Raw genomic sequence first — 12,212 nt, 5'->3', positions numbered from 1 at the left:
GCGGGTGGTGAAGACTTCAAACGCAAATACTTTGCGTTTGGGACGCTACGCCTGGCCGTAGCCTAATGCAACATCTTTGCGTTAGTATTGGATTTATGAGTCCGTCCGCAGGTCCGCGCCCCGGTGGCCGTAGTGCGCGCATCCAACAGGCCGTGCATGCGTCGGCGCGCAAGTTGTTGGAACAGCGTGATCGGGCAGAGATCACGGTGCCGATGATCGCGACCGATGCGGGAGTGACCCCGTCGACCATCTATCGGCGGTGGGGTGACATCAACGAAGTCTTTGCCGACGTCTCGATCGAGAGATTGCGCCCGGACGCCGACCCGCGTGAAACGGGCTCGCTCCGAGGGGATCTGACGATTTGGGCGCAGGAGTACCTCGAGGAGATGTCTGCGCCTGTCGGTCGTGCTTCGTTGCGTGACGTGTTGATGAGCGACGATCAGACGCATGCACCGGACGGTACGAAGAAGTTCAAGTGTGCCTTCTTCTGTCGGACGCAGATCGACGTGATCCTCGCGCGTTGGCCGGAAGCTGCCGGCGTGGATGGTGATTCGGTGGTCGACCATGTAGTGGCGCCGATCATCTACCGAATTCTGTTCGACCTCGAACCGGTTGTGCCGCAGCGAGTTGCGGAATTGGTGGATCAGACGCTTGCCCTCGCGGCGCGAGTCGTTGCCGAAGGCTGATCGCTACGTAGTCGGGCGTGGACGTGCATGTCGTGCCAGCCGTCGGCGTGCCTGGCGGAGCTTCGTCGAACACCTTCTTCGCTGAACCCTGCTTTGGTGGCGACTCGGCACGATCGTGGGTTGTGGATCGAGTGCTCGAGTTCCAGTCGATGAAACCCCGCTTCGCGGAATGCCCACTCGGACAGTGCGGTTACAGACTGGGTGCACAGTCCGCGGCCGCGCGCCGCTGGGGTCACCCAATACGCGAGCTCGGCAGTGCCGTCCCACAAATTCACCCCCTTTGCTGCGATTCGGCCGAGGAGTTCATTTGTCTCGGGAGCGGCGATCGCCCAATGGCATTCGGATTCGCTTGCCCACCCGTCTCTCCACTGGGTGAGCCAACCCAGTGCTTCGTCGATCGAGTCGGCGCGGCGGATGTGCCAACGCTGAATCGACGGATCGCGAAAGGCTTCCATGACGGCCGGTGCGTCGTCGCGGGTCCAGGGTCGGAGAATCGCGAAAGTCCCGACGTGGATCGAGGGTTGGTCCATTCCCCGGAGATATCCAGCGGCGATAGCGGGCGTGGTCAACTTGGGCACGTGAAGCATCATCGCCTACCCGCCTGATGGCGGGCAATGGCGTGAGCTCTCCGGTCATTATCCCTGCCACTCTGCGTTCAGTCGGCGCGCAGATTCGAGAGTTGCGATGGCCTCTTCGGTGTCAACTCGTGCGAGTACCAATGCACTTACCGTGCAGGAGAGAAGGATTCGAGTGCGATCTGAGAGCGTGGCGTCTGTCTCGGTTGGAAACGCGGCGTGTAATCCACTGTTGATCGCGTCGGCGAGTTCTCGGCGGTACGCGCGGATCACTGCGGCCGCCGCATCGTCGTGCGCGCCGAGTCCGGCAGCCGTATTGAGAAGTAGGCAACCGCGCCGAGGCGAGTCGGCGGTCATGGTGCCGATCGCTTGCGCAAGCGAGGAAAGGTAGTCGTCGACTGCGTCTGCCCCGGGATTTGTCGTGAGGCTGCGCAGACGTGGCCGGATGACATGGTCGAGGTACATCTGCACGGCGGCGTCGAACAATCCGCGCTTGTTGGTGAACGAGTTGTAGAGACTTGACCGACTCAGCCCCGTCGCGGATTCGAGGTCGCCGAGTGAGGCACCTTCGTATCCGCGTGCCCAGAAAACGTCCAAAGCGGCAGCGACCACGGCTGTTGTGTCGAATTCTTGTGATCTGCCCATCAAAGCCTCGCTCTTTCTGTATCGTTCGGTCCAGTATATATTGGACCGAACGATACAGAATTCACTCGAAGCAACAGGAGCTCACCGATGAACGTCGCCGGCTACATCTTCGCGGGACTGGCCGCAGCAGTGCACGTATACATTTTTGTCCTCGAATCGATTCTCTGGACGGCCCCGAAGACCCGCGCCGCGTTCGGCGTGAAGTCCGAGGAAGAGGCGATCACCACGCAGCCGCTGGCCTTCAACCAGGGCTTTTACAACCTTTTCTTGGCGATCGTATCGGCGGTCGGCATCGTGATTGCGGCGACCGGCTCCGCGTCGGTCGGAATTGCCCTCGTCCTGGCAGGCACAGGATCGATGGTTGCCGCGGGATTGGTGCTGATTCTCTCGTCTCCCGACAAAGCCCGCGCAGCCGTCGTACAGATGCTTTTCCCAGCTATTGCCGTTGTTCTGCTGGTAATCCACCTGCTTTGAGTGGTCTCTATCCGCCGCCGAGCACCAGTGATTCGATCAACGCAAAAGCCCCGTTGAGTGCTCCGCAATCGAAGGCTTCGGCCAGGGCGTAACCGATGACAAGTTCGTCGGTGCTCGGCGTGCTCGACCAGACTGCGTCGGTCTGTCTGGGATCGGATTCCTCGTTCTTGGAGAAGTGCCCGATCCGCAATCCGTCGCGGGTGAATGCACTGTTCGCGTCGTCGACTGGGGCGAAGTTCAAACTCACGCCGTCGACGAGTGCCGAGACAGAGTACGAGCGACGGGACAGAAACCCTTTGCCGACAGTGAGTTCGACTTCGTCGCCACCGACAGTGAAGAACAAGTCGGCGGTGGCGCGCGTTCCGATGGGTGTGCCTTCACGGCGCGGGGCATCGACTCGACGCGTCAACAGAGCGTGTGAGTTGCCGTTTCGGACGTCGACGACCCCCGTGTCGACATCGAACGAGATCTCGACTTTTCCGTGAATCGGGTCCATTACGGCGTATTTGACCGTCACTGTGCCTACCCCCTGTAAGTGTGAACTCGGGTCCATAATACGTGGTGGGAGCGTTGTCCAGTATGCCCGAATCCAAAAAAATAGTGCCGAATGACGCGCGTTTGCGGCCAAATGCTTCTACGCTGGGTCTTGGGTTTGTTGCGCATCCCACAACGGTTTTTCCCACGCCAGACGAGGAGCGCCTATGAGGTTGTCGACTACTTGTTCTGTTGCTACGAAGGCTTGATCAAGCCGGAATTGCCTCTGCCGGATGGTGCTCGAGACCCATCCGGCAGAGGCAATTCTGCATCAGTTCGGGCCTTCAGCCGCCGGCGAATTTTTCCGAGGTGCCGAGATCGATCGGCAACGCGATGCCGGTGATCCCGCGCCCGGCCGGCCCCACCAGATAGAACACCGCATCCGCAATCACTTCGGGGTCGACCCACGGGTGGGGCAGCAGATTCAGCTTCGACATGATCGGAGCGGTATCGGCGAGGACAGGATTCTCCAAGTCTGGACGGAACGCACGAACCATCGGTTCGTTGTCGATCATCGTCGTACGCACATTGCCCGGGTGTACGGAGTTGACTCGGATGTCTGCCCAGCCGAGTTCGTTGGCCAGAGACTTCGCCAACCCCCGAACGGCGTGCTTGGACGCGGAGTAATGGGCAATCCCCGGCACGCCTCGAAGCCCGGCCATCGAGCTGATCAACACAATGGATCCACCTCGATTGCCGTTCATGATGTGCGGAATCGACACCTTGGTCGTCAACCAGACGCCGGTGACGTTGATGTCCATCAGCTCGCGGAACTCTTCGGCGCTCAGGTCCCAGGACAATTTCGCCGACGCCGCGATTCCCGCGTTGGCGATCACGATGTCCAGTCGGCCGAGTTTCTCGACTCCGGCGTCGACCGCTGATTTCAGGGCATCAAGGTCGCGAGTGTCCGCGACGGACGCGACGATGCGCCGGCCCTGAGCTTCGACCAGGGCGACGGTCTGGGCGAGGTCGGCTTCGGTGGCCATGTCGTACCCCGCCGTTGCGACCGGCGCGCAGAGATCCACCGCGATGATGTCCGCGCCCTCGGACGCGAGCTTGACGGCATGCGCGCGCCCTTGACCACGCGCCGCTCCGGTGATGAATGCGACCTGACCGTCCAAATTGCCCATCGAACTTCCCCTGCCCGTGTGAATCGCCGAAACTGGAACGTGTTCATACTGCTACGTCCGGAGGCAGACAGACAGGGGAATTCGCTGAATCCTTATCCGCGAAGGAGTTTGGACAACTCGTCCAATACGCTCGCGTCCTCGATGGTCGACGGGACCGTGTACTCCTCGTTGTCGGCGATCTGCCGCATGGTCTTGCGGAGGATCTTGCCGGAACGAGTCTTCGGTAGTGCGGCGACGACGGTGACGTCCCGGAACGTGGCGACGGCACCGATCTGGTCTCGCACCCGCGCGACCAGTTCCTGTCGGAGTGTTTCGGGATCGATGTCGACGCCGGACTTGAGCACGACGTAACCGCTCGGCCGTTGCCCCTTGAGTTCGTCGTGAATGCCGATGACCGCGCATTCGGCGACAGCCGGGTGGCCGGCGACGACGGCCTCCATGCTTCCGGTCGAAAGGCGATGTCCGGCAACGTTGATCACGTCGTCACTTCGTCCGAGCACGAAGACGTAGTTGTCCTCGTCGATGTACCCGGAGTCGCCGGTGAGGTAATACCCTTCGAAAGTCGACAGGTAGGACTTCACGTACCGGTCCTCGTCACGCCACAGTCCGGCGAGTGTTCCGGGAGGAAGCGGCAGGCCGATCACGATGTTGCCCTCGGTGCCCGGACCCACGAGTTCGCCCTTGCCGTCGACGATTTCGACGCGGTATCCGGGGCAGGCGACGGTGGGTGAGCCCGCTTTGATCTCCATCGGTTCGAGGCCGCGCAGATTCGCGCAGATGGCCCAACCGGTTTCTGTCTGCCACCAGTGATCGACCACCGGGCGATCGAGAATCCGAGTAGCCCACTCGTAGGTGTCGGGATCCAAGCGCTCGCCGGCCGCGAAGAGTGTGTCGAGCGACGAGATGTCGTACTTGGCAAGCTCTTTTGCGTCCGGGTCGGCCTTGCGGACCGCGCGGATCGCTGTCGGAGCGGTGAAGAGTGCCGACACGGTGTATTCGGAAATGATGCGCCAGAACGCACCGGCGTCGGGGGTGCCGACGGGCTTGCCTTCGTACATGACCGTCGTGGCTCCGGCGAGCAACGGTCCGTAGACGATGTAGGAGTGGCCGACCACCCAGCCGACGTCGGAGGCGGTCCACCACACCTGTCCTGGGCTGATGTCGTACAGATTCTTCATGGTCCACGTCAGCGCAACGGCATGGCCACCGTTGTCCCGGACGACGCCCTTGGGCTTACCGGTCGTTCCCGAGGTGTAGAGGATGTAGAGCGGATCCGTCGCGGCGACCGACACCGGGTCGGCCGGGGTGGCGTCGGCGATCAGCTCGTCCCAGTCGAACCAGGCTGCGGCACTTGACTTGTAGTCGGAAGCTGCACCGGGAATCTGCTCGCGATTCTTCACGATCACGGTGTGCGCGGGAGTGGCGGACAGTTGCAGAGCCTTCTCGACCATCGGCAGGTACTCGATTGTTCGTCCGGGTTCGAGGCCGCCGGACGCCGTCACGAGCACCACTGGACCGGCGTCGTCGATACGGGTTGCGAGCTCCTTGGCCGCAAAGCCGCCGAACACCACCGAATGCACCGCGCCGATTCGCGCACACGCGAGCATCGCGATCGCAGCCTCGGGGATCATCGGCATGTAGATGATCACGCGGTCGCCCGCCACCACACCCTGATCTTTCAAGACGCCGGCGAAGAGTGAGACCTGCTCGAGCAATTCGGCGTAGGTGTACGTGGCCTTGGTGGGGACCATCGCGGAGTCGAAGATCAACGCGGTCTGATCGCCGCGGCCGTCGCGGACGTGCCGATCGAGGGCATTGAAGCTGGTGTTGAGCGAAGCATCCGGGAACCAGCGATAGATCGGCGCGGCAGAGTCGTCGAGAGCCTTGGTGGGCGCGACATCCCAGTCGACGGCCCGCGCAGCGTCGAGCCAGAACTTCTCCGGCTGATCCATGCTCTCGCGATATGCGTCGGCATACGTGGTGTGGGACGCCTGCTCGGAAGAGCTCATCGACGTGTGTCCTCTCGTGAACTTCGCTTACCGGTGACCTGAAACACCTTAGGTCACCGTCAGTGCGGTGCGCCTCAGTAGCGGTGGGGGTACCGTCCCTTTGCGCCGGGCGGGCCTGTCCCGTCGGCCAGTGGCGCGTAGGGGTGGGATAAGCCAGGGACGGAAAGGGGGATCGATGTGACAGGTGCAGCGCAACGCGCAGGCTTCTGGGGAGTCCTCGCTCTGCGTGACTTCCGACTTCTGTGGACTGGCGACGCAGTCAGCGGTATCGGAAACGGTGTCACGACCGTCGTACTGCCGCTGATCGCGCTTCGCGAACTGGACGCGAGTAGCTTCCAGATCGGTGTGCTGGCATCAGCAGTGTGGTTGCCGTGGTTGATCGTCGGACTACCAGCCGGTGCCTGGATCGACCGGCTGCCTCGGCGCCCGATCATGATGATCGCGAACGCTGCGTGCGCGCTGTTCTTCGCGAGCCTCGCGATCGCCGGCTTCCTGGAGGCGATGACATACGGCCACCTGCTCCTGGTCGCGCTGCTCACCGGTACAGCCACCGTCTTCTTCCAGGCGGCCTATCACTCGTATCTCCCCACGGTGCTCGCCGAAGCGGATCTTGTCGAAGGGAACTCGAAGATTCAGGGCGCCGAGGCCGCAACTCGGGTGATCGGCCCAAGCGTCGGTGGGCTGGTGGTTGCAACTGTCGGGCTCGCGGCCGGTCTGGTTGTCGACGCGTTCACGTTCGCCTTCTGCTTCGTATGCATCTGGCTGATTCGTGTGCAGGAGACCGTCCATCGCGGACAGAATCAGCGAGAACCGTTGCGACGCCAGATTGCGCTCGGACTGCGATTCGTCGCCGGTGATCCGTATCTGCGGTCGATCGTCGTCTACGGCACTCTGCTCAATTTCGGTCTCACCGGGTACTCCACGATCCAGATCGTGTTCCTGGAAAAGACGGTTGGCGTGGGGGAGTTCGGACTCGGGCTTCTCCTGGCGATTGCCGGGGTGGGCGGAATTGTCGGATCGATGATCGCGCGCCCGCTCGGCCGCAGATTCGGCACTGCCCGAAGCGTTCTCACCTGTCAGTTGGTGACGGGACCGTTCATCCTGTTAGCACCTCTGACGACGTACGGTGCCGGCCTGTTCTGGTTCTGCATCGGCGGCATGGTGATGGTTGCGGGCGTCGTGTCGTGCAACGTGGTGCTCGGCAGTTTCCGTCAAAGTTACTGTCCGCCGGACCGCCTCGGACGAGTGGTGGCAACGAGTATGTTCCTGCTGCACAGCAGCATTCCGCTCGGTGCGCTGACGGCAGGCTACCTCGGCGACGCAGTGGGACCGCGCGGGACGATGTGGATCATGGCCTGCCTGATCGCGCCGTGCGGATTGGTCCTGCTCTTCAGCCCGCTCCGCGGGATCCGCGATCTACCGAGTCGGCCTGCGGTCCCACTGCGGTAGAGGATTACTGCGGTAGAGCTGCGGCGGACTCTTCGCTTCGAATCGCGATGCGAAGTGTCGCGAGCATGAACAGTGACACTGCGAAACCGAAAAGCGCGCCGAACTGGTCCTGCGTGAACAGATAAACCTGCGTCACCAGGAGACTCACGATGAGGGATGCACGCAGGAGTCTCAGGGCTCGCAGGTACGGACCGCGGAAGAGGAACCACACTCCCAGAACCACAAGAACTCCGGTTGCGACGGTGGAGATCTGGACCACCAGGTCGGAGACGTCGTCGGCCTCGACGACGTTCTCGGAAACCAACGCGTAGATCACCTGGACAATCGCCAGAAGAGCCTGCAGTACGAACAGGGTCAGTACCAGTCGGCGGACGACCCGGTGCCGGAGCAGTTCCTCGGCACGGTGGAAGAACGCGTTGCGGCCACGAGTGATCTTCGATTCGATACCGCCGGTCGGCGGAGTCTGTGAATGCAGGCCGGCTTTGATCGAATCGACGAGGTCGGTGAGGCTGCGGTCTTCGACGCCGTCGAGTACGCGGAGGGCGTGGTTGTACTGGATCTCGTCGAGCTGACCGAGAGCGAGGTCCGAGAGCGCTCGCGCCCCGATGGCGAGCCGATGACGATCATTCATTCCGCGCCGAATCACCACCTCGCGCGCGGCAAGATAGAAGAGAACGAAGACGACGTACATGATCGCGATGGCAGGCTGGTAGAAGTAATCGACGTCGGCGGTGACGAATTTTCCGACCTCGTCAATGAAGAGACCGAACCCGATTCCGCCGACGAGCGTGGCCAGGTCACGCGTGCGAGAGCCTTCGGTGATGGCGGTCGCCACGATGGCTACGGCCATCAGCAATCCGCCCCAGAGAACGTGTGCGATGTGGAGGGCGCCGCCCCCGATCTGGGGATAGCCCGTTGCCGCCAGATATGCGCGGGTGATCAGCACGGTGGCGATGCCCGCGAACAGGAACAATTCGAAACGAGCGAGTGCCGCGCGGTCGTAACTGTGCGGCAGCGTCAGCGCATTCCGGTCCTTCGTCGTCATTGCGGAACTCCCAGGTTTCGATAGCGCGCGATACGGGAGGACTGGCGATCGGTGTCCGACTCTTCGGCAAGCACGAAGAGTTCGTGCGCTATCGCAGCCCCTACCCTCTTGGAGAATTCCACGGGTTCGTCGGCCGCGTCAGGCGTTTCGGGAATGATCGCGTCGATCACGCCGTCTCGAAGCAGATCCAACGAACGAATGCCCTGCGCTGCCGCCATCTCCGGTGCGTGACTGATGTCGCGATGGACGATCGCGCTTGCGCCTTCCGGCGGCAGGGGAGCGAGCCACCCGTTCTGTGCCGCGAGTACCCGATCGGCGGGCAGCAGCGCAAGCGCCCCGCCGCCTGTTCCCTGGCCGAGCAACACCGACACTGTCGGGGTCTTCAGCGTCACGAGGTCGGCGATGCAACGGGCGATCTCAGGGGCCAGTCCACGTTCTTCAGCTTCTTTGGACAGCGACGCGCCCAAAGTGTCGATCACGAGGACAAGCGGGAGTTGTAGTTCTTCGGCAAGTTTCATGCCCCGTCGCGCTTCCCTGAGCGCGGCCGGTCCCATCGTGGTGAGCGCGGATTGGCCACTGCGGTCTTGGCCGAGCAGGATGCACGGAAAGCCTCGGAAGCGGGCGAGCGAGAGCAAGATCGTCTTGTCGGTTTCACCCTGCCCGGTGCCGCTGAGCGGTACCTGTTCAGTTGCGGCATGGCGGAGCAACTGCCGGATGCCGGGTCGATCGGCCCGGCGCGAGAGCATCACCGACTGCCAGGCGGGAACATCGGGAATCTCGGGTGAGGGAATCGGGTCCGTGGCCGCCGGGGCCGGGGGATCGGTGAGCACGCACAACGCTCGGTTGACCAGCAGACGGAGGCGGTCGACGGGGACGACGCCGTCGATCACGCCGTTGCGATACAAGTTTTCGGACGTCTGGATACCGTCGGGAAACTTTTCGCCGTACAGCGATTCGTAGACACGGGGTCCGAGGAATCCCACCAGAGCACCGGGTTCCGCGACGGTGATGTGGCCGAGGGATCCCCACGAGGCAAAGACTCCGCCGGTGGTGGGATTGCGCAGGTAAACCAGGTAGGGCAGGTGTGCCGCTTTGTGAACAGCCACTGCCGCAGCGATCTTCACCATCTGAACGAAGGCGACGGTGCCCTCCTGCATCCGCGTTCCGCCGGAGGTGGGCGAGGCGAGCAGCGGGAGTTGTTCTGCCGTAGCACGTTCGACGGCGGTCACGATCCGCTCGGCCGCGGCGACTCCGATGGAACCGGCGAGAAAGCTGAATTCACAGGCAATTACCGCGACCCGACGGCCCCGAACCGTACCCACACCGGTGACGACGGACTCGTCAACTCCGCTCTTCTCGCGGGCCTTCGCCAGGTCTTCCGCGTATTTCGCGCCAGGTCCGACGTCGACGGGCGGGGAGTCCCAAGAGACGAAGCTCTCGGGATCGAGTACCGCAGTGAGTAGTTCTTCGGCCGAGATTCGCACAACGTCCTCCAAGTAAGCAGCACCCCGTCCAGGATGAACCTACCTGGACGGGGTGCTGCCGGGATCGTGTGGCGTCAGTTGTGTGCCGGATAAATCAGCGTCCGAACGCCTCTTTCCACGAAACGACCTTGCCGATGCGAAGGATGGAGCGCTGGTAGATCTTTGCCGCGATCATCGACAGCGCAGCGGTCACCACCAGCATCAGCAGAATCGTTCCCACGATCTGGAACGGAGAAGCAACACCGGCGGAAATGCGCAGGGGCATGAGGATTGCCGAGAACGGCGGAATCCAACTCAACACGTTGCTCAGGGTTCCTTCTGGATTGCTCACCGAAACGAAAGCCACGCTGACCATTGCCATGACGAGCAGCGCGAGAGGCATCGCGGTGGCGTTGACGTCCTCCTGTCGCGAGACCATGGACCCGGCCGCGGCGTACAGCACGGCGAAGAAGAGGAAGCCGAGAATGAACCACCCGAGAGTGCCGAACAGAACGCCGATTGCGGTGCCCGTCACGGTCAGGACGCCCGTCGCCAGTCCGGTGGCGACGCCCGCGACGGCATAGGCAGCCATCTGCATCAGGCCGACAGCACCGATTCCGAGAACCTTGCCCCACAACAACTGCAGTGGACGGAGAGTGGAGAGCAGCAACTCGACGACACGGCTGGACTTCTCCTCGACGACGCCCATCGCCACGTACGTTCCGAACAACAGGATCTGCATGTACAGGAGCACCACAGCAGCGATCGACATCGCTATACGTTGGCCCTGTTCGGGATCCGGGGGATCGATGGCATCGATGGTGACCACTGCGGTGGACGTGGCTTCGGCGAGCTGAGCCGGGTCGATCCCCGCAGCGGAAAGCGCATTCGATTGTGCCTGCTGTGCAACGGAACTCTCGATGACGGCCCGCAGATTCGTGGCTACTTCCTTCTTGGTCACGACAGTGACGCCGCCGCCCGATCCAGCGATCACGGCCACGTCGAGGTCGCCGTCCTTGACTTGATCACGCGCGGTGCCGTCGTCGGAAACCTCCGTTACCGTCACCGGATTTCCGAGGGTGTCGCCGATGGACACCATCGTGGCACTGAGTGATTGGTTGCCGACCAAGCCGATCTTCGACTTGTCCTCGTCGCCGCCGGAGAAGAGCGAGAAGGCGATGATGCCGCCGATGATCGCGACCAGAATGATGACGTTGCTGATCACAAAACTCTTCTTCGAGATCTGCGTCATGAATTCGCGTCGGGCGACCAACCCGATGGCTCGACCTCCGCTCAACTGGTTGCTCATGCGGCTACTACCTCTCGGAACAGATCGGTCAGTGACGGACGTCGTAGCGTGAACTCGTGCACCGGTCCGGTTTTCAATGCTGCGTGCAGGATCTGCTGATCGTCGGCCGTGCCGTCGACGCTCAGGAGCGTTCGGCCGTCGAGGTGGCTCAGTGTGGTGACACCGATCAGATGGTGTGCCCAACCGACCGGCGCGTCAGGGGCGAAGACTTCGATTCGGCCGTCGCCCTTGCCTCGTAGCTCGTCGACGGTTCCGATCTCTCGCATGCTGCCGCGGCTGATGATGCCCACGCGATCGCACAAGCGCTCCACCAGATCCAGCTGATGGCTGGAGAAGATTACGGGAACACCGGTGCGAGCCTTCTCGACCAACACGTCACTCATGACATCGACCGCTACGGGGTCGAGGCCCGAAAACGGTTCGTCCAGAACGAGTACCGATGGGTCGTGAACCAGCGCCGCCGCGAGCTGCACACGTTGCTGATTGCCGAGGGACAGGGAATCGACGGTGTCCTTGACGCGTTCGGCGATGCCCAGACGTTCGGTCCACCGCTCAGTGGCCGCGTGCGCGTCGGCCTTCGAGAGTCCGTGTAGCTCGGCCAGATAGGAAAGTTGCGCTCCCACCTTCATCTTGGGGTAGAGGCCGCGTTCCTCCGGCATGTATCCGATAGTGCGACGCACGTCGAGGTCGACGGGTTTGCCGCCGAGGCGAACTTCTCCCGAATCTGCTCCGAGCACACCCAGCGCAATGCGCATCGTGGTCGTCTTGCCGGCGCCGTTACTGCCGACGAATCCGAAGATCTCGCCTGGGCGCACTTCGAAACTCAGGTTGTCGAGTGCGACGACGTCGCCGTAGCGTTTCGAGATGCCGTCGATCGTGAGGGTGGCTGACAT

Annotated in this window: 12 protein-coding genes; 3 read left to right on the top strand and 9 right to left on the bottom strand. The window is 62.4% G+C overall.

Annotated elements, in window-relative coordinates:
* The first annotated feature begins 95 nt into the window (after positions 1–95).
* On the top strand, positions 96–686 hold the full coding sequence (locus tag RA302_RS22350; RefSeq protein ID WP_007733425.1) for a TetR/AcrR family transcriptional regulator: 591 nt from the start codon (positions 96–98) through the stop codon (positions 684–686).
* Here the strand turns inward: RA302_RS22350 and RA302_RS22345 are convergent.
* Both RA302_RS22345 and RA302_RS22340 read right to left on the bottom strand, forming a co-directional pair.
* Positions 644–1,264 carry a GNAT family N-acetyltransferase gene (locus RA302_RS22345; RefSeq protein WP_051720802.1) on the bottom strand — a complete coding sequence of 207 codons (621 nt, stop codon included), beginning with the start codon at positions 1,262–1,264 and terminating at the stop codon, positions 644–646. The two genes, RA302_RS22350 and RA302_RS22345, sit on opposite strands and share 43 nt — an antisense overlap.
* A gap of 57 nt (positions 1,265–1,321) precedes the next feature.
* Positions 1,322–1,906: a TetR/AcrR family transcriptional regulator gene (locus RA302_RS22340; protein WP_030535389.1), complete on the bottom strand. Its 585-nt coding sequence runs from the start codon at positions 1,904–1,906 to the stop codon at positions 1,322–1,324.
* Positions 1,907–1,993: 87 nt separating this feature from the next.
* Here RA302_RS22340 and RA302_RS22335 point away from each other — a divergent pair, with 87 nt between their 5' ends.
* Positions 1,994–2,380, top strand: coding sequence for a DUF1304 domain-containing protein (locus tag RA302_RS22335; protein ID WP_030535390.1), 387 nt, complete (start codon positions 1,994–1,996; stop codon positions 2,378–2,380).
* A 7-nt stretch (positions 2,381–2,387) separates the two neighbouring features.
* On the opposite strand, the gene RA302_RS22330 is transcribed toward RA302_RS22335, so the two are convergent.
* The 3 genes from RA302_RS22330 to RA302_RS22320 all read right to left on the bottom strand — a co-directional run bounded on the left by RA302_RS22330 (position 2,388) and on the right by RA302_RS22320 (position 6,053).
* Entirely contained in the window at positions 2,388–2,897 is a 510-nt protein-coding gene (locus RA302_RS22330; protein WP_230587459.1) for a hypothetical protein, read from the bottom strand.
* A 301-nt stretch (positions 2,898–3,198) separates the two neighbouring features.
* Positions 3,199–4,044: a mycofactocin-coupled SDR family oxidoreductase gene (locus RA302_RS22325; protein ID WP_020970454.1), complete on the bottom strand. Its 846-nt coding sequence runs from the start codon at positions 4,042–4,044 to the stop codon at positions 3,199–3,201.
* A 92-nt stretch (positions 4,045–4,136) separates the two neighbouring features.
* Entirely contained in the window at positions 4,137–6,053 is a 1,917-nt protein-coding gene (locus RA302_RS22320; RefSeq protein WP_030535392.1) for a propionyl-CoA synthetase, read from the bottom strand.
* 177 nt (positions 6,054–6,230) lie between these two features.
* On the opposite strand from RA302_RS22320, the gene RA302_RS22315 reads away from it, so the two are divergent.
* The gene (locus RA302_RS22315; RefSeq protein ID WP_037125810.1) at positions 6,231–7,502 is read left to right on the top strand and encodes an MFS transporter; all 1,272 of its coding nucleotides are present in this window, start codon (positions 6,231–6,233) and stop codon (positions 7,500–7,502) included.
* Between the two features lie 4 nt (positions 7,503–7,506).
* Here RA302_RS22315 and RA302_RS22310 read toward each other — a convergent pair whose 3' ends face one another.
* From RA302_RS22310 to RA302_RS22295, 4 genes are all read right to left on the bottom strand, one after another.
* A complete protein-coding gene (locus RA302_RS22310) occupies positions 7,507–8,547 on the bottom strand; it encodes a hypothetical protein (RefSeq protein ID WP_007733419.1) in 1,041 nt (346 codons plus the stop codon).
* A complete protein-coding gene (locus RA302_RS22305; RefSeq protein WP_003940141.1) occupies positions 8,544–10,031 on the bottom strand; it encodes a carboxyl transferase domain-containing protein in 1,488 nt (495 codons plus the stop codon). The genes RA302_RS22310 and RA302_RS22305 overlap by 4 nt, the downstream gene beginning before the upstream one ends.
* 94 nt (positions 10,032–10,125) lie before the next feature.
* Complete coding sequence (locus RA302_RS22300; RefSeq protein ID WP_007733417.1) at positions 10,126–11,319, bottom strand: ABC transporter permease; 1,194 nt, start codon at positions 11,317–11,319, stop codon at positions 10,126–10,128.
* Entirely contained in the window at positions 11,316–12,212 is an 897-nt protein-coding gene (locus RA302_RS22295; RefSeq protein WP_003939757.1) for an ATP-binding cassette domain-containing protein, read from the bottom strand. Before RA302_RS22295 ends, RA302_RS22300 begins: the two co-directional genes overlap by 4 nt.

This window comes from Rhodococcus sp. DN22 (assembly GCF_036669995.1).
Taxonomy (GTDB): Bacteria; Actinomycetota; Actinomycetes; order Mycobacteriales; family Mycobacteriaceae; genus Rhodococcus_F; species Rhodococcus_F erythropolis.
This window is presented reverse-complemented; position numbering and strand designations above follow the sequence as displayed.